Raw genomic sequence first — 16,853 nt, 5'->3', positions numbered from 1 at the left:
ATTTCATCAAAGATTATGGAATTATCATTTCAGTTTATGTCTATACCTTTACTACAACATGTTTGTGGAGCAGGAGTCTTTCCCGCAAATTGACACCTCCTCGCTCACACAAACTTCCGCGAGCAAAGGAGAAGCACCGTGATTTTCAACAAAAACGACGCGCTACAATCCACATTAGCGGTCAATGGGCAGACCTTTCATTACTACAGCCTCAGCAAAGCCGCTGAGCAATTCGGTAACATCGACAAGCTACCAAACACGCTTAAAATTCTTTTAGAGAACCAACTGCGTTTTCAAGATGGTGAGACCGCCACTGACGCGGATATTCAAGCCCTTGTCGATTGGCAAAAAGACGCTCGCTCCGATCGAGAGATCGGCTATCGGCCAGCTCGTGTATTAATGCAAGATTTTACCGGCGTTCCCGGTGCCGTTGACTTGGCATCAATGCGCGATGCCATTGCCAAATTGGGTGGTGACCCGAACAAGATAAACCCACTATCGCCGGTTGATTTGGTGATCGACCACTCAGTAATGGTCGATCATTTTGGCGACGACAGCGCCTTTAAAGATAATGTCGCGATAGAGATGGAGCGCAACCAAGAACGCTACGAGTTTTTACGCTGGACTCAGAAAGCCTTCAATAACTTCCGCGTGGTCCCGCCCGGCACCGGCATATGTCACCAAGTAAACCTTGAGTACTTAGGCAAAACCGTCTTTACACAAGTATCCAATGGCCAGACTTACGCCTTCCCAGATACATTAGTGGGCACTGACTCACACACTACCATGATCAACGGACTAGGCGTGTTAGGCTGGGGGGTTGGCGGTATCGAAGCGGAAGCAGCCATGCTTGGTCAGCCTGTATCCATGCTCATCCCTGAAGTTGTTGGCTTTAAATTAACGGGAAAACTAAAAGAAGGGATTACCGCTACCGACCTGGTTCTTACCGTAGTACAAATGCTACGTAAGTTAGGCGTGGTAGGTAAGTTTGTCGAATTTTACGGTGACGGTTTAAAAGATCTGCCTTTAGCTGACCGAGCAACTATCGCCAACATGGCTCCTGAGTATGGCGCAACCTGCGGATTCTTCCCCGTCGATGAAGAGACGCTAAATTACCTTCGCTTAACAGGCCGCGATGATGACCAAGTGGCACTGGTTGAAGCCTATAGCAAAGCACAAGGGCTATGGCGCGAACCGGGACACGAGCCTATTTTCACCGACTCGCTGCACTTAGATATGGGCGAAGTCGAATCCAGCCTTGCAGGCCCCAAGCGCCCTCAAGACCGCGTTGCATTGCGCGACATGAAGACCAATTTTGAAAAGCTATTAAGTGATAGTCTACCGAACATTAGCTTAGTCGAAGAAGGCAAATGGTTATCCGAGGGTGGTGATACAGCCGTGGGAGCAGAAAATAGCCATCACGACAGTACTCAAACACTCGATGTTGATTACAAAGGTGAACGTTTTCCACTCAACCATGGTGCGGTCGTTATCGCCGCTATCACCTCATGTACTAACACATCTAACCCAAGTGTGATGCTAGCCGCGGGTTTATTAGCAAAGAAAGCCCGCGAAAAAGGCTTAATGTCTAAGCCATGGGTTAAAACATCACTCGCTCCTGGTTCTAAAGTCGTCACCGACTACCTCAATGCTAGCGGCACACAGAATTACCTCAACGAATTAGGCTTTAACTTGGTTGGCTACGGTTGTACTACTTGTATCGGTAACTCAGGCCCCTTACCTGATCCCATCAATGCAGCAATTCGCAATAATGATCTAACGGTAGGTGCCGTACTATCGGGTAACCGTAACTTTGAAGGCCGTATCCATCCGCTTATCAAAACCAACTGGTTAGCTTCACCGCCCTTAGTTGTCGCCTATGCCCTAGCAGGCTCCCTACTAACCGATATCACCACCGATTCACTCGGAACCGATAAAGCAGGTAATCCCGTATTCTTAAAAGATATTTGGCCGAGCCAAAAAGAAATTGCCGATGCAGTCGAGCAAGTCAAAACGGAAATGTACCGTAAAGAATACGCCGAAGTTTTTGATGGCGATGCGCATTGGCAGTCTATCCAAGTACCACAAAGTAACACTTACGCCTGGTCGAAAGATTCCACCTATATCCAGCACCCACCTTTTTTCGAAGGTATGGAAAGCGAACCCGCTCCCTTACAAGATATTAAGGACGCTCACATGCTCGCTAAGTTTAGCGACTCAGTGACTACCGACCACATATCGCCGGCGGGGAACATAAAAGCCGACAGCCCAGCCGGTAAATACCTGCAAGCTAAAGGCATAAAACCTGAAGACTTCAACTCCTACGGCTCACGCCGTGGTAACCACGAAGTGATGATGCGCGGCACCTTTGCTAACGTGCGCATTCGTAACGAAATGCTAGAAAACGTAGAAGGTGGTTACACCCGTTACATTCCAAGTGGCGAACAAATGGCAATTTACGATGCAGCCATGAAGTACGCTGAAACCAACACGCCACTCGTTGTAGTGGCTGGTAAGGAATACGGTACAGGCTCATCACGAGATTGGGCAGCTAAAGGTACTCGGTTACTGGGAGTCAAAGCTGTGATTGCTGAGTCGTTCGAGCGTATCCACCGTTCAAACCTTATCGGCATGGGGGTATTACCGCTGCAGTTTGTTGAAGGAGAAGATAGAAACACCCTCAATTTAACCGGCGAAGAAAAAATAAGCATCACCGGTGTTGCCAACATGAAACCCGGCGGCATGTTAGATGTCTCAATTACATATCCCGACGGTGCCGTTGCACAAGTTTCAGCAAAATCGCGGATCGACACGGCGAACGAGCTGGATTACTACCGCCACGACGGCATCCTGCACTACGTGCTGCGAAGTTTGATGAAGTCTTAAGGACGAGGACGAGTGAAAACTCGTGAATTGTGATTTTGCGTATACGCGATGCCCGCTATCTGATTAGGTAGCGGGTAATTTTTTGGGTTTTATAACACTACATATTTAAAATTGTTATTCATAGAGTAATGGCCACCCTCCACATAAAATGCTACTCATCGAAACTATTCGTCCTCCAGAAAGATCGGAAAAATCTTAGTCCAAAGCACCATAGCCAAACCCCGTGTGAAGGTTAGGATAGCTTCTAAACTATTAAACAGACTTGCTCAAAAGGCTAACACTCATGGCTGCTCGAATTGACACCCTACTCGCCTTAAAATATCCACTCATTCAGGCGCCAATGGCAGGCGTACAAAATGAACAGTTAACAATAGCTGCATGCAAAGCAGGCGCTTTAGGCTCGCTACCCTGCGCCATGTTATCAGTTGAACAAGTGGTGCAGGCGATTGAAAACATCCAATCCAAAACAGAGCAGCCCTATAACCTCAACTTTTTTTGCCATACACCACCGGCCCCCAATGAAGCAGCACAAGCGCGATGGCTAGCGTGCTTAAAACCTTATTATGAAGAGTTTGGCCTCAGCGCTGAGCCACCTCAGGGCGGCGGACGTACACCTTTTAGTGACACCATGGCCGATGCGATTGAGCCATACCGACCTCCTGTGCTGAGCTTTCACTTTGGCTTACCTGACCAAGCGCTCGTTAAACGCATAAAAAGCTGGGGGAGTATGATTTTGTCATCGGCTACGACGGTTGCCGAAGCGACATGGTTAGCCGCTAATGGAGCTGATGTTATTATTGCTCAAGGTCTAGAAGCTGGCGGTCATCGCGGGCATTTTCTTAATGACTCTCTCGATGACCAAATGGGCTTGTTTGCTTTACTACCGCAAATTGTCGATGCGGTTGATATTCCCGTAATCGCCGCTGGCGGAATTGCGGATAAACGCGGTGTGCAAGCCGCTCTACAATTAGGCGCGAGCGGCGTACAGATAGGCACTCGCTTTTTGACATCACATGAGGCAACCACCAGCGCAATCCATAGACGCACGTTAATGAGTAAGCAGGCCCAACACACACAATTGACCAACCTATTCTCTGGTCGACCAGCGCGTGGTATCGTCAATCGAATCATCAAAGAATTGGGGCCTTTCAACGAAAACGCACCGGCTTTTCCTAGCGCAACGCCTGCTCTTGCCCCTTTACGAACAGCGGCCGAAAAACAAGATTCAGGCGACTTTTCACCGCTTTGGAGTGGTGAAAATGCTCAGCACTGCAAAGAAGAAAGTACGCGTTCTGTAATAGAGTCACTGTTTAAATGAAGATTCGACGAGAGTGGATCCATAAATAGAATAAAACCGAATCTTTTAAGCGACACTCGTGTTCTTTAATTGATTTCAGTAGCGTTATTCGCTACCTTTTGCTCTCGATTTACACACAGCCGTCACAGGAAGTGACAAGGTATTTAAATGCGTTACGCACGGTTAGGGAAAGCACCCTCTATTAAAGCTTCTCAGTTACTTATTTGTGCTGCAATTAGCAGCAGTTTTTTAATCAGCGGATGCCAAGTTAAGCCATCTAATCAACAAGCTACGCCAAGCTCACCGGCTGTGACTCAACCCACTATTTCGGCGGTCAGCATCAGCTTAAACGGTGCCTATTCAGGGTTACTTACTACCACTGAAACGCCCGAGCAGTGTCCTGATTTTTTAGTGTCTTCTGCAGATATCGAGCACTTTTTTAACCGACCAGCCAAGCGTGCTAGCACGCCGGCTATGATTGTCACTGCAACATCCTCTAACCAAACAGTTAATGCCGAGACACCTACAACCGAAACATCCTCTCTTAAGCCAACGAGTGCGCAACAAGCGTACACTTATTCAATCAACCATCAAGCCTCTAACTGCTATGCAGCAGGTACTATGATGCTAAACGGTACTGAACTTGTCAGTTGGCGAGTGGATAAAGCCGGACAAGGCTATTACCAGCATAATGCAGCGGTTTATACCGTGCAGTGTGTTAGCTGCATTGAGCAAATGGATAAAGACGCAAATAAAGTGTGGGTGGCACAACAAAAAATAGCTGAAATAAAAGCCGCCCGAGTCAAACGTCAACAAGCGCAAACCGAACGACTAAACGCTTTTAACGCTAAAATGGCGCCGCCTGTTGAGGATAACACCTCCAGCAATACCGCGGACACGACCAATACAGCTAAAGATAGTATTCCAGTACCCGCTGCCGATGTAGTGTCCACTCAAAACGACCAGACACACAACAAGACGGTTAAACATAGGCCTTAAAAACGTGAATAAGCGCTTTACCGAAACGCCCTACTGGATATAGAAACTGTATTCTTGTCGGGGTCTTTGGCATTAGCAAATGCATAGCCGTTGGCTTGGTGGGTACTCCCAAATACCAAGCCTCTTTCAGCACTGTGTATTTTAAAACCTTCTACATCCTGCACGCTAAAAACTAACTTCACCGAGGCTTGACCCAACTTAACGCTTTTAGCCGCTTGGTGTATCAGCAAGGTTGTACCACTTGGCTGCGAGGTCAGCTCTATCAAGCCTTCCACTACTTCTCCTGATGTATTAAACCCGAAATACTCTTTATAAAAAGCAGCCGTTCGTTTCATATCCTTTGCGTAAATCATGATCGTATTGAGGACTGCGTGCATAGAAACAGACTCCTTTCGTGTAGATTATCCTGCTGGCGGGCTGTATTAGCTAATGTCATTAGCGCTAACTTCACACCACATCCAATAAACACCACACCCGCTACTGAGTTTATATCCATAATAATCGCCTACTGTAGCGTAGTAGTAGCCACGCAAAAGTAAAACACACTACACTGATTAATGAATTAAAAACCCGCCAATGGATCAACCCACCCGGTGACCATTTGTGCATGCTAGCAGCCATTATGGGTAACGCCTTGCTCACCGGAAATTTAGGAGCATAGCGAGTAAATTTTCCGAGTGCAGCACTTTGTTATGCAAGCGTACCAACAGCATTTTCCATCTCTTCAACACCATCGGGACCAGTAATATAATTCCCATTTTCATCCTTTTTTCTAGCCTGGGCTAGCCGAATCTTATCCGGAAATGTATTTATAAGGGCAACTAATTCCTTTTCTTTGACACCTAAGTTTAACTTATCATTTAGCGTCGAGAAGCGAACTATTTGATAGTCATTCGATGCCATATAGCCCACTATTTTTGCAAGAAGTAGTTTTTTCTTTTTGTCTCTCGCATCAAAAACTAATGCCACAACTTGCATTAACAAAAATGCGATGAGTACAGCAATGAAAGTAAACAATTTATGTTCACCTAAAAAAGGAATTCTATCGAATAAGTCGAACCATGCACTTACTACGAAAGGAGCGGCCAAAAAACCAATCCAGATAATCTGCATGTGTGTAGAGTCTTTCATAAGTTCATAAACAGTTTTTATATCTCCAATTTTCATAGGGCTTCCTTTATTGCATAACGCCGCGTTAAACGGCAGACAAAGCTGTGATGCTTTTGTGCGATAATTTGCGAAGCAAATGCACAAAAGCAGCGCAGCTTTGGCTGTCCAGTGCAGGGCCGATGGCCCGAAACGAGTTTGAACGCCTTGTTAAATGTTTTCACGAGTCAAGCTTCATGGTAGTTTTAGGTAAAAGCTCAACTATAGAGCGCGAAGATTGAGATGATTGCGATTCAGACTTAATAAATCCAGTATCCTGTGGAGAAAAAATACATGATGCAGCATGATTTAGAACTACATCTTTAACTTCTTCCGTAGCAGCTGAGTCAGTTATAGCTGTATATGTCATTAATGCATTTTGTCGATGTTTGTTTACGATGGCGCTGTGTTTATGAGATAAAAAGTTTTTTGAAGACAGAAATAGTATGTACGAAATCACAAAAAATATCAGAACCTTGCTGGTAATGAGCTGAACTGACTGAATGGTGTCTTCTGGCTGTATCCATGGTATTTTGTGAAAAAATATACTGAATAGAGCATATACACCCAAACCCCATGCAACCTTTATTGTTCTACTCCTCCATACTTCAGCCAACTTTTCATGAGATTCGGCTTCATCTTTGAAGTAAATAGCCTGTTGAGACACCCCTTGTTCAGCCGCCACTTTTCGAACGTCTGCCAACACTTCCTGAGCTTGCTCCTGATGCTCATTTAGTTGGGTAGTGATTTCAGAAGCTTCATCTTTAACATTTTGCAACATTGCACGGGCTTCGTTCTCCATGCGCTGAAAATCCACAGCTTTACTAGTGCCATATGAGATAAATGGAAATAGTTTTTGAAATGCAGGATCGTAAGCCTTGCTTACTTGTTGAACCAGGTTATCTCTTGGCTGCTTAGGATTTTGGTTCTCAATAGTGGTGGGGTCAAAATCCAATATTTGCTGAAACCTATTAAAGTCAGCATCCGCCTGCTGCTTGATCTGAGCAAGAATTTGATCAGGGAAGTCATCAAGAGTAGACAAACCCAATTGATTATATAAACGGATTAGCCTTCCGGCAGGTGCTACTACCGCAGAAAAATCAAAGTTCTTTCCAAGACCTTCCTCTCTTGCGAGACTTTTTGGATCGAATGCCTGCATTCGAGATAACGATTCCTGTGTCTCTTCTAACTGACTCATATTTTCTCCGATATATGATTACATTTAACGCCTTACTAAGCGGCGCGAAATTGTTGGCTAAAATTGCGAGGAACGAGCGCTAGCCAACTGTTTAGCGTCCGTTTAAGTAACTTGTTAGCAGTTTTGCCCAAGAATACGTTTCGCTCTTTCTATAACATGGTCAAACGTCATGATAGTTAGGTTATGATAGCTAGAGTTTAAAATTCTAAAAGCTTCCTGTTGCTCAGTTGTCCAATCGCCTGAGCGTCCATAGATTAATGTACACCGAGGTTTAATGGTTCTTACACCACCAACACGTTGAAAGAATTTATGGCTATCAGCTTCTCTTTCAACTTCATGAATATAAATAGAAGCTTGGGTTATCGCTTTAATTAGATCTGAGTGAGGAATGTGGTTACCGTGATCTAAAGAAGCCTGCCAAAACTTAAGTCCGCCTTCTGGGCGTTTTATTTCAACAATATCAAGGAAACCATCATAGCTTTGCATTAGAAAGTCTGAAATATTAGCAGTATCTATGGTGCGTTCATCTAAGACTTTTACAAAGTCAGTTCCAAGAACCCAAGAGTTTATTTCAAACCAATGTTGCCAATTATTTTCGGTTAGGTCTAACTCAAGCATTGAGTTAAATTCATCGATTGCTCTTGAGCGTTTAGCATGCGCTAAACCAATTTCCAAATCGGTTGGAATAACGTCATTTTGAATTAGAAAGTCCAACATTCTTTGGCGGTCATCTAGATTCAACAATTGCTTAACTTGATGAGCAACACTTACATCATAAGGATTATCTAAAGGTATGAATGCTTGAGTACCATTTTTAAATGGTTCGTAGTTTTCTTGAATAAAGGTAATTAAATTAGAGAATTCTTCACCAGTTAAAGTAAGTTCGCTTTTGGGGTTATCAAGTTCAGCGACTTCTGTTTCTATCCAGTTTTCTGGCTTTTTATAGCGACCAACTTTTAAATAGATTTCATCTTCAGTGGTGTTATGAGGTACTTTCCACAGACCTGCTCTGGTAACTACAGTTTTTTTATCTTTTAAAACTGTGAATTTTTGTCCGCTGACTTTTGCCACCTAAACCTCCGTGTGATTGAAACTGCTAACGCCGCATTAAGGTGTGAGCGGCGCTTGGCTATACTTGAGCGAAGCGAAACTGCCAAGCGTTGCGAATCTCTCTTAAATGCTTTGTTATATTTTGTTTTCGTACATCTTTTTTGCTTCCGTAGCTTTGTCTAAGCGACGATGAACCAGAGACACCATTGACAAAATGTCCAACGCATCAAGCTCGTCAATTTTCCAAGTAATCTTGGGAGCATGAGCCGTCGTGTTTCGGAATGTACCAAACAAACCAACTAGCAAGTTTACAAAACCTTTCTGCTCACTTTTTTCACTTTCTGTTTGAAGAGTGTTTAGGGCTAAATGGGGAATATGAGGAGCATTTTTGAATGCAAACGCTTCGTTTACTAAATTAGCCCCATCTGAAGTTAACCCAGTTTTGTTCCTTATTTTATCAGCTACACTTTTTGTCGCTTCAAAAACAGCATGGAAATAATTGTCCACAAGCAGCTCTTCACGACAGTAATACAAAACGTCGGGGTGAACATTTCTAGATACCAAATGCTCTTTCAACTTGCTTGCTCTAGCTGCTGCCTCACTGATCGTGGAAGCTTTTGAAGAACTAGAAACTTTACCGTTCTCGCCTAGTGAGTACCCAGCAAAACTCAATACTTGATTCAACTTAAAGCGAGTATCATTAAACCATTCTACGTTGTTGTAATGTTTCGATGGAGACATCGCGAGTTGTATAAAGTGAAGTACAGGATTTGCACAACCGTCCTGATCTTGTCTATTTGCAAGTGCTGAATTTAAACGCTTCCATTTAGTATTTAAGGCGTCTATATCCTCAATTTTGGCTTCGTACAACAACTTTGAAATTTCAGAGCCAGTAAACCCACGCTCTGTATCGCCAAAGATTTTACAAATAGACTCAATAGTTCCGAAGTCTAATTTCTCTAATCGTGCCATAAAACTCCAATAAAAATATAACGCCTCAATAACCGGCGCACGTTAGTGCGTCCGGCGCCAAAGGCGCGAAGTTTATTGACTTGTTATGTGATTGCACTTTTTATAACCGCATAAATAGTAGCGTGACTGACCCACATCATTGAGGGTATGACGAATCCAAATAGTGTGAAGATACCCGTACAAAGGGACCAAACATAATCATTCTTTGCCCATCTGAAAAGCTCTGCATTCGAGTAAAACAATAGCAAAAAGTAAATGGCAGAAATGACAGTGTATACGATGCCGAATAACCACCATGGCAGCGGGTTAATAGCCATTGCAACAATAGGCGCCAATAGTAACCATGCCATCACAATGATCAGATTCTGAAACGACACCTTAATAATGGTTCTCAATGCTTTCATGGCTATTTACACATAACGTCCCAAGCAGGGGCAAGTACATGCAGGCTATAATACGGAACGAAGTGTCGGGGGCCTGCATGTAATTGTCCCGCTGACTTGGTTTGTTATACGCTACCTTTGGCTTTGATAATAGCAGCCTGATGCTTTGGTGAAATAGGCAGCTTTTTAAATGGGCTGATGTTTGAGCCGCCAGTATTACCCGCTGGAACCAGACCGATTGCAGTTTTAGTTGCTGCGCCGATGATACGAATAATTTGACCAATGCATTCTTTAGCATCTCTTTGACGAATAGCCCAAAGAAACATAAGGATATGTACTTTGACATGCCACCAGGTAGACTCCTGCCCCAGAACATGTGCATTTTCTAAATGATGAAAGGATTCAGAGCGGTTACCTGTTATTTCCAGTTGCTTTGCGAGAGAGATTTCTGATTGCACTACTGGGGCAATATTTTTAGAGAACTTGCTAATCATGTTTTCATCCTTTCCATGGCGTATAACGCCCAAAGCAGCGGTTTATCCGCTGCCTTTGCTTGTTATGACCTGTAAAATTCAAAGTTAATCCTTCCGCCTTTAATATTAACTTCACCGAAATCTCCCTCTAGGACAAATCCACCTTCTTCAATAATGAGAGAATCAATATTTCCATAATCAATCTCACCAAATTGATCTGTAGAGGGAGTAATTTTACTCATCTCCTTTAATCCTTGGATGGACTCTATATTCAAGAATTCAAGTCGTACTTTTTTGTAACAGGTAAACTCATCTTCCTTAGGCTTACTATAGTACCGGGATTCTGGCCATACACTTGCTTCTAAATCTAAAGAAAGACATCGGTCTTTAAACTCCCAAAACAGAACGAAAGAGTCAGTTAAATCAATTCCCTGAAAAATTTCTAATTCGGTGTAATTCATACTTTAAAAGTCATAACGCCGTAATTACCCGAGCCGGAAGTGGTGTGGGCTTGTGTTAAGAGCGCAGCGAACACAAGCCCGCGGCGCTTTTGGCTTCGGGTACATTGCCTTGTTACATGTGGCTACCATGTACAAGACCAGCTGCATTTATGATGTTGATTTTCTATATTCAGTGAAAACGGATACCATTTGTCAATACCCCAGACTTCACCTATTACAATACCGCTGGCAAATGATTTTAAATTAATTCCGTCACTGGCAATACGTTTGGTTGCGAATACTAACCCATTTATGTTGTAGACATAAACTTCAGTATCGGTTGCCGCGATTACCGTATCAGGATCAGCCTGGATGATTGATTTAAGGTAATCACACTCCGTTTTGCACAGTAGTTTTCGTTCATTTACATCGATGAAGTAGCCTTGGCCATTAGAAAGAACGAAAACAACATTGTGACCAATTTGGATGACATCGTCACCACCACCCCATCCCATTCCAAAAACTCCAACCCAATCAAGGTAGTTAGAGTCTTGAAATTTGATCCAAGTGCAATCGCCAATTGCATCGAATCGAACTTCTTCAATACTTCCGGACTCAGGAATATGGTTAAGTAGAACTGGTTTCATAGTTTATGCATGTAACGCTCAAAGCAGCGGCGCGCGTTAGTGCGTCCAGCCCGCAGGGCGATGCTGCCTTTGCTTGTTATGTGTGTTGCATTACTGTTGTTGACCGGATATTTCATTTAAATAGCTTCTACCTTTAGAAACTTCTTCCTTAGTAAAGCGGTAGTAATGGCCACCTTCCGGGAAGAAACAAGGGCTTCCAGTAAGTCTATGTTATATGAAACAAAGCCATTCGAAATTTTTGAAACCGTTTCGGAATCATCAGCCTCAATGGCTTCTACCAGCTTCTGATGAACCTTGTGATCATTGATAATGCCTTGGATATATAACGCCCCTACAATTTCCTGAGTCATGTCGAAGGTTACTCTATACGTAACCCCGATACTGGCAATCAAAATTAGTGAAAATACTAAATACTTCATCCGATCTCTCTAGGACACATAACGCCGCCATAAATTGCGGCTTTGTAGTTGATTGTTTTGTGGTAGCGTAGCGTTAAGCCACAAAAAAAACGACGGAAAAGCCGTCAATTTGATGGCCTTGTTACAAGCTGCCGCACTATGAGCCAAAAGACTAAGCCTGAAACAGCACCACAAAAGCCAAAACCCAGCAGAAACTTTAATTGGTATAAAAGGCCTTCTGTAGTGTAGCTGCCGTTTTCAATGATTATTGTTTGCCCCACTACACTACGAGTCGTGCCGCCCGGAAAACTTAATAGTAGCCAAGGAGCGGCTGAAATTAATGCACCGCCTAAAGTTAAAGAACGAAAGTTAATACAACCTTTAGCTTTAAGAAGTAAATATATAGGTATACCAACAACTGCGGAAATAACCCAACTTACAATAACTGCCCAAGCAGATATCCCACCAAAAATTTCACCAATACCGCCATTTAGCACAACCCATATTAGTGCACCTATAGGCGGGGCTATTAAAAACCCACAGATTGGATACAAAGATGCTCGTTTCATTTTGCCTTGTAACGCCGCCAGCAGCGGCAGCTTACATGTAGCACCTTTTGTGAAAAACTGAGCGCAGCGAACACAAAAGGTGCGGAGTGTAAGCTGTCCAGCCCACAACGTGGGCGATGCTGACTGGCCTTGTTAAGTGTTGGACTTACCATGCGTGCCCAACTAATACCACAGCCAGCAATGTTACACCTGAACAACAATACGCTTTAAGCAATGCCTTGTGTTTTGATTTATACAGCATAAACAAAGATGCAACCATACCAATTACAGAAAGCATACCGATAACTAAACTTGATATAGCATACGCATTTGAAGAACGATATTTTTCGCCACCATGCGCAATCATTGCCTCAGCACCGAAGTTGTAACGCGAAATCTCAACTGGGTCAGCGATTACACCAATAATCCAGTAATCTACAAGCCCATACACTACAAAAAGTATTAGGCAGAAAAGTGCTGGCAAATATAAAATCAACTTTTTTAATTCTTTTGGGATGCTCATGGCTTCCATTCTTGAGGGCACATAACAGTTTTATTCATGAGCATGCGCATTATCATTCCTAACCGTTTAGTCAGGAAGGCGCACAACTCATTGAAATTGATTAACTTTAAGGAAGGTAGGAGAAAAGGCACAAAACAAAAACGCGCATGCGCGTTAACATTCCTTGTGTGGCACGCTATCTTCCCTTAGCATTTTCATATCTTATTGTTTTTAATGACGTTGTGTAAGTTATTCATTGTGTAAACGAGCATGCTCGTTTTGCAAACCGTGCCATTTTTAAAACTTATCCAAAATATACTGTATATCCTGCGAGAAATCCTTAACAAATATCCACAAGCTTTTGCTCTCTACTCTAGATACGGATCAGCCGCTATTATCTGCTGTAATCCCCAAATTTCAGGCACAAAAAAGGGGCACTAGGCCCCTTTTTAAATCATGGATACAGGTATTACAGACGTTCGATAACCGTCGCTATACCTTGGCCCATTCCGATACACATGGTCGCAACACCGAGCGTACCTTGTTTATCTTCTAGCACGTTTAACAACGTTGTGGTGATACGCGATCCTGAGCATCCTAGTGGATGGCCAAGTGCGATAGCACCGCCGTTTAAGTTGATACGTGTATCCATACGGTCTGTTATTTTCAAACCTTGCATGACCGCCAGCGCTTGCGCCGCGAAGGCTTCGTTCAGCTCGAAGTAATCAATATCATCGATGGAAAGGCCGGCACGCTTTAAAGCTTTTTTAGTAGCCGGTACCGGGCCATAACCCATAATGGATGGGTCGCAACCAGCGATGGCCATGCCACGAATAACAGCGCGAGGTTTTAGCCCAAGCTCTTCTGCTTTTTGCGCTGACATCACCAACATACCGGATGCACCATCGGAAATAGCCGATGATGTGCCTGCCGTTACCGTGCCTACTTTAGGGATGAAGACTGGTTTTAATCCCGCTAGCGTATCTACCGTTGTTTCTGGGCGAATAACTTCATCCCGCTCTACCAATACTTTAAAGCCATTAGCATCATGGCCTTCGATAGGGATCACTTCGTTATCAAAACGTCCGGATACCGACGCCTCGTGCGCTAAGCGATGAGAGCGAGCCCCAAAGGCGTCTTGCATCTCACGCGTTACTCCATTCATTTTACCGAGCATTTCAGCCGTTAAACCCATCATCATGGCAGCTTTGGCTGAATATTTAGACATTTCAGGGTTGATATCAACGCCATGCGCCATGTCGATATGACCCATATGCTCAACACCGCCGATGATGAATAGATCACCATTACCCGTTTGGATGGCTTGTGCAGCTGTATGCAGCGCAGACATGGATGAACCACACAAGCGGTTAACGGTTAGGCCGCCAACTGAGTGAGGTAACCCGGCTAATAAAGCGGCATTACGGGCAATATTGAAACCTTGTTCTAGTGTTTGGTTTACACAACCCCAGATTACATCCTCAACCTGATTAGGATCGACTGCGGGGTTGCGTGCGAGTAGCGCTTTCATGACTGATGCTGATAAAGATTCAGCGCGAACATTACGGAAAACACCACCTTTTGAACGTCCCATTGGGGTACGTACCGCATCTACGATGACAACGTCATTGGGTTGCAGACTCATTATTTTTCTCCTCTGCTCAGCTACGCGCTGCATCAAAATAAGTTTCACCAGCGGCAGCCATAGCTTTCATGCGTTCCGTTGGTTGATAAAGTGGCCCTAATGCTTCGTAAGGCTTAGCCATTTCGCAGAATGCATCAAGCCCCATGCTATCCAGGTAATGAAGTGCACCACCACGGAATGGAGGGAAGCCAATGCCGTATATCAAACCCATATCCGCTTCAGCCGGAGAAGCGACAATACCCTCTTCTAAACAACGTGCTGTTTCTATGCACAGAGGGATCATCATGCGGGCAATGATTTCTTCTTCAGTGAACGGGCTTGCCTCACCAACAGCATCGCCAAGCAATTGAAGTACCGACTCATCAACGACTTTTTGCTGCTTACCTTTACGGTCTAATTTATATTCGTAGAAGCCTTTGTCGTTCTTTTGTCCAAAACGACCTAACTCATACATTTTATCGATAGCTGATGTGCCTGTATGCCCCATACGATCAGGGAAGCCTTGCGCCATGACTTCATCGGCATGATAAGCCGTATCCAAGCCGACAACGTCAAGTAAGTAGGCAGGTCCCATTGGCCAGCCAAAGCCTTCCATCACTTTATCCACTTGGCGGAAATCCGCACCGTCTTTAAGCAGTTGCGAAAAGCCAGCAAAGTAAGGGAACAAAATACGATTAACTAAGAATCCCGGGCAGTCATTAACCACAATCGGAGTTTTGCCCATCGCTTTAGCGTACGACACCGTGCGAGCAATAGCTGCTTCACTGGTTTTTTCACCACGAATCACTTCAACCAACGGCATGCGATGCACAGGGTTAAAGAAGTGCATGCCACAGAAGTTTTCTGGGCGCTTTACCGCTTTTGCCAACTCGTTAATAGAGATAGTAGAAGTATTAGACGTTAATACAGCATCTTCGCCTAAGTGCTCTTCCACTTCAGCCAAAACTGACTTTTTCACATTGACGTTTTCAACAACCGCTTCCACAACTAAATCGACACGTCCAAAATCACCGTAGCTCAGTGTTGGCGTAATACTGTTGAGTGTTTTAGCCATTTTAGCCGCATCAATACGACCACGCTTTAGTTGTCCACCTAACAATTTATTTGCTTCGTCCAAGCCAAGTTGCAACGCGTCCTCTCGTATATCTTTCATCAAGATAGGCGTGCCTTTAGAGGCAGACTGGTAAGCAACACCGCCACCCATGATACCTGCACCTAATACCGCGGCTTGTTTAACCGGCGTACCTTGTGATTCGTATCGCTTGCTAACCTTTTTAACGTACTGGTCTTTCAGGAATAAGCCGACCAGTGCTCGTGTAACTTCACTTTTGGCGAGTTTAGCAAAGCCTTTCGCTTCAACTAGAAGCGCCGCTTCACGTTCCATGTTGGCAGCTTTTTGGAGGGTTTTAATTGCCATCATAGGTGCTGGGTAGTGTTTACCCGCTTTTGCACCAATCACGCCTTTAGCAGTTTCAAACGCCATCATCTGTTCGATGGTGTTGAGTTTAACCGCGCTTTGTTTTTCTGTACGGCGTGCAGCGTAATCAAACTTGCCTGCGATGCACTCTTTTAACAGCGCAAAGCCTGCTTCGCGTACGCTAGCTTCAGCAACGACTGCGTCTACTGCGCCGTCTTTCAATGCAGCATCTGCACGCTTTTCGCCGCCTGCACAGATCCACTCGTTAGCATTATCAATACCGATCAGACGTGGTAAACGGACAGTACCGCCCCAGCCTGGGTAGATGCCAAGCTTAACTTCTGGAAGGCCGACTTTCGCAGAGTCTGCCATCACTCGGTAATCGGTTGACAGCGCGAGCTCAAACCCACCACCTAATGCTAAACCGTTGATAGCAGTCACTGTCGGACATTGCAGATCCTCGATAGCGTTTAAAATACCCTGCAATTGTGTGATGTTGTCGACAATGGTGTCTTCATCGTGGGTGAACATTTGACCAAATTCGGTGATATCAGCACCTACAATAAACGTAGGCTTGTTACTGCTAAAAAGAACACCTTTGAGGTCGGCGGTGGATTGCAATATGCTGACTGCGTCCGCGAGTTCCTTCATTGCTTGCTGACTGAGCGTGTTGACGGCATCTGTGGTGTTATCGAAAACCACCTCATAAATACCCGCTTCAGCAGCCTGTACGCGGATTGTTTGACCTTCCATTACCATGGGAATGACTCCGTACGTCAGGTTAACGTCGTTATTGTTATTTCAGAAATCAAGCTTTGGATTTAGTCTAGCCGCTATGCGCTATCATACAAT

Annotated in this window: 17 protein-coding genes; 3 read left to right on the top strand and 14 right to left on the bottom strand. The window is 44.4% G+C overall.

The window, feature by feature from the left end:
* Nucleotides 1–141: 141 nt before the first annotated feature.
* The 3 genes from acnA (at nucleotide 142) to OW491_RS00975 (ending at nucleotide 5,182) form a co-directional block, all read left to right on the top strand.
* Nucleotides 142–2,886 carry an aconitate hydratase AcnA gene (gene acnA / locus OW491_RS00985; protein ID WP_290034459.1) on the top strand — a complete coding sequence of 915 codons (2,745 nt, stop codon included), beginning with the start codon at nucleotides 142–144 and terminating at the stop codon, nucleotides 2,884–2,886.
* Between the two features lie 283 nt (nucleotides 2,887–3,169).
* Nucleotides 3,170–4,204 carry a nitronate monooxygenase gene (locus OW491_RS00980; protein WP_290034397.1) on the top strand — a complete coding sequence of 345 codons (1,035 nt, stop codon included), beginning with the start codon at nucleotides 3,170–3,172 and terminating at the stop codon, nucleotides 4,202–4,204.
* A 147-nt stretch (nucleotides 4,205–4,351) separates the two neighbouring features.
* A complete protein-coding gene (locus OW491_RS00975; RefSeq protein WP_290034396.1) occupies nucleotides 4,352–5,182 on the top strand; it encodes a hypothetical protein in 831 nt (276 codons plus the stop codon).
* 17 nt (nucleotides 5,183–5,199) lie between these two features.
* On the opposite strand, the gene OW491_RS00970 is transcribed toward OW491_RS00975, so the two are convergent.
* The 14 genes from OW491_RS00970 to fadB all read right to left on the bottom strand — a co-directional run bounded on the left by OW491_RS00970 (nucleotide 5,200) and on the right by fadB (nucleotide 16,760).
* Nucleotides 5,200–5,559 (bottom strand): VOC family protein, encoded by a 360-nt coding sequence (locus OW491_RS00970; RefSeq protein WP_290034395.1) that lies wholly within the window; start codon nucleotides 5,557–5,559, stop codon nucleotides 5,200–5,202.
* Nucleotides 5,560–5,872: 313 nt separating this feature from the next.
* On the bottom strand, nucleotides 5,873–6,349 hold the full coding sequence (locus OW491_RS00965) for a hypothetical protein (protein WP_290034394.1): 477 nt from the start codon (nucleotides 6,347–6,349) through the stop codon (nucleotides 5,873–5,875).
* Between the two features lie 160 nt (nucleotides 6,350–6,509).
* The gene (locus OW491_RS00960; RefSeq protein ID WP_290034393.1) at nucleotides 6,510–7,526 is read right to left on the bottom strand and encodes a hypothetical protein; all 1,017 of its coding nucleotides are present in this window, start codon (nucleotides 7,524–7,526) and stop codon (nucleotides 6,510–6,512) included.
* 114 nt (nucleotides 7,527–7,640) lie between these two features.
* The gene (locus tag OW491_RS00955; protein WP_290034392.1) at nucleotides 7,641–8,597 is read right to left on the bottom strand and encodes a Shedu anti-phage system protein SduA domain-containing protein; all 957 of its coding nucleotides are present in this window, start codon (nucleotides 8,595–8,597) and stop codon (nucleotides 7,641–7,643) included.
* A 114-nt stretch (nucleotides 8,598–8,711) separates the two neighbouring features.
* Nucleotides 8,712–9,548, bottom strand: coding sequence for a TIGR02391 family protein (locus OW491_RS00950; protein WP_290034391.1), 837 nt, complete (start codon nucleotides 9,546–9,548; stop codon nucleotides 8,712–8,714).
* An 83-nt stretch (nucleotides 9,549–9,631) separates the two neighbouring features.
* Complete coding sequence (locus OW491_RS00945; protein ID WP_290034390.1) at nucleotides 9,632–9,952, bottom strand: hypothetical protein; 321 nt, start codon at nucleotides 9,950–9,952, stop codon at nucleotides 9,632–9,634.
* 104 nt (nucleotides 9,953–10,056) lie between these two features.
* Nucleotides 10,057–10,425 (bottom strand): DUF3703 domain-containing protein, encoded by a 369-nt coding sequence (locus OW491_RS00940; protein ID WP_290034389.1) that lies wholly within the window; start codon nucleotides 10,423–10,425, stop codon nucleotides 10,057–10,059.
* Nucleotides 10,426–10,487: 62 nt separating this feature from the next.
* Nucleotides 10,488–10,865 carry a hypothetical protein gene (locus OW491_RS00935; protein WP_290034388.1) on the bottom strand — a complete coding sequence of 126 codons (378 nt, stop codon included), beginning with the start codon at nucleotides 10,863–10,865 and terminating at the stop codon, nucleotides 10,488–10,490.
* A 122-nt stretch (nucleotides 10,866–10,987) separates the two neighbouring features.
* Nucleotides 10,988–11,491, bottom strand: a complete 504-nt coding sequence (locus OW491_RS00930) for a hypothetical protein (protein ID WP_290034387.1) — start codon at nucleotides 11,489–11,491, stop codon at nucleotides 10,988–10,990.
* A 116-nt stretch (nucleotides 11,492–11,607) separates the two neighbouring features.
* Nucleotides 11,608–11,910: a hypothetical protein gene (locus OW491_RS00925; protein ID WP_290034386.1), complete on the bottom strand. Its 303-nt coding sequence runs from the start codon at nucleotides 11,908–11,910 to the stop codon at nucleotides 11,608–11,610.
* Between the two features lie 104 nt (nucleotides 11,911–12,014).
* Nucleotides 12,015–12,458: a hypothetical protein gene (locus OW491_RS00920; RefSeq protein WP_290034385.1), complete on the bottom strand. Its 444-nt coding sequence runs from the start codon at nucleotides 12,456–12,458 to the stop codon at nucleotides 12,015–12,017.
* Nucleotides 12,459–12,603: 145 nt separating this feature from the next.
* Complete coding sequence (locus tag OW491_RS00915) at nucleotides 12,604–12,960, bottom strand: hypothetical protein (protein ID WP_290034384.1); 357 nt, start codon at nucleotides 12,958–12,960, stop codon at nucleotides 12,604–12,606.
* A gap of 448 nt (nucleotides 12,961–13,408) precedes the next feature.
* Nucleotides 13,409–14,584: an acetyl-CoA C-acyltransferase FadA gene (fadA, locus tag OW491_RS00910; RefSeq protein WP_075173747.1), complete on the bottom strand. Its 1,176-nt coding sequence runs from the start codon at nucleotides 14,582–14,584 to the stop codon at nucleotides 13,409–13,411.
* A 16-nt stretch (nucleotides 14,585–14,600) separates the two neighbouring features.
* Entirely contained in the window at nucleotides 14,601–16,760 is a 2,160-nt protein-coding gene (gene fadB, locus OW491_RS00905; protein ID WP_290034383.1) for a fatty acid oxidation complex subunit alpha FadB, read from the bottom strand.
* Nucleotides 16,761–16,853: the final 93 nt, after the last annotated feature.

This window comes from Neptunomonas sp. CHC150 (assembly GCF_030397555.1).
GTDB lineage: Bacteria > Pseudomonadota > Gammaproteobacteria > Pseudomonadales > Balneatricaceae > Neptunomonas > Neptunomonas phycophila.
The sequence above is the reverse complement of the archived record's forward strand: the minus strand, read 5'-3'. Positions and strand labels throughout refer to the sequence as shown.

What these genes read in the sequence shown, in the direction of transcription:
- OW491_RS00980 (WP_290034397.1), top strand. Translation starts at nt 3,170, where the DNA reads ATGGCTGCTCGAATTGACACCCTACTCGCCTTAAAATATCCACTCATT.
- OW491_RS00975 (WP_290034396.1), top strand. Translation starts at nt 4,352, where the DNA reads ATGCGTTACGCACGGTTAGGGAAAGCACCCTCTATTAAAGCTTCTCAG.
- OW491_RS00970 (WP_290034395.1), bottom strand. Translation starts at nt 5,559, where the DNA reads ATGCACGCAGTCCTCAATACGATCATGATTTACGCAAAGGATATGAAA.
- OW491_RS00965 (WP_290034394.1), bottom strand. Translation starts at nt 6,349, where the DNA reads ATGAAAATTGGAGATATAAAAACTGTTTATGAACTTATGAAAGACTCT.
- OW491_RS00960 (WP_290034393.1), bottom strand. Translation starts at nt 7,526, where the DNA reads ATGAGTCAGTTAGAAGAGACACAGGAATCGTTATCTCGAATGCAGGCA.
- OW491_RS00950 (WP_290034391.1), bottom strand. Translation starts at nt 9,548, where the DNA reads ATGGCACGATTAGAGAAATTAGACTTCGGAACTATTGAGTCTATTTGT.
- OW491_RS00945 (WP_290034390.1), bottom strand. Translation starts at nt 9,952, where the DNA reads ATGAAAGCATTGAGAACCATTATTAAGGTGTCGTTTCAGAATCTGATC.
- OW491_RS00940 (WP_290034389.1), bottom strand. Translation starts at nt 10,425, where the DNA reads ATGATTAGCAAGTTCTCTAAAAATATTGCCCCAGTAGTGCAATCAGAA.
- OW491_RS00935 (WP_290034388.1), bottom strand. Translation starts at nt 10,865, where the DNA reads ATGAATTACACCGAATTAGAAATTTTTCAGGGAATTGATTTAACTGAC.
- OW491_RS00930 (WP_290034387.1), bottom strand. Translation starts at nt 11,491, where the DNA reads ATGAAACCAGTTCTACTTAACCATATTCCTGAGTCCGGAAGTATTGAA.
- OW491_RS00925 (WP_290034386.1), bottom strand. Translation starts at nt 11,910, where the DNA reads ATGAAGTATTTAGTATTTTCACTAATTTTGATTGCCAGTATCGGGGTT.
- OW491_RS00920 (WP_290034385.1), bottom strand. Translation starts at nt 12,458, where the DNA reads ATGAAACGAGCATCTTTGTATCCAATCTGTGGGTTTTTAATAGCCCCG.
- OW491_RS00915 (WP_290034384.1), bottom strand. Translation starts at nt 12,960, where the DNA reads ATGAGCATCCCAAAAGAATTAAAAAAGTTGATTTTATATTTGCCAGCA.
- fadA (WP_075173747.1), bottom strand. Translation starts at nt 14,584, where the DNA reads ATGAGTCTGCAACCCAATGACGTTGTCATCGTAGATGCGGTACGTACC.
- fadB (WP_290034383.1), bottom strand. Translation starts at nt 16,760, where the DNA reads ATGGTAATGGAAGGTCAAACAATCCGCGTACAGGCTGCTGAAGCGGGT.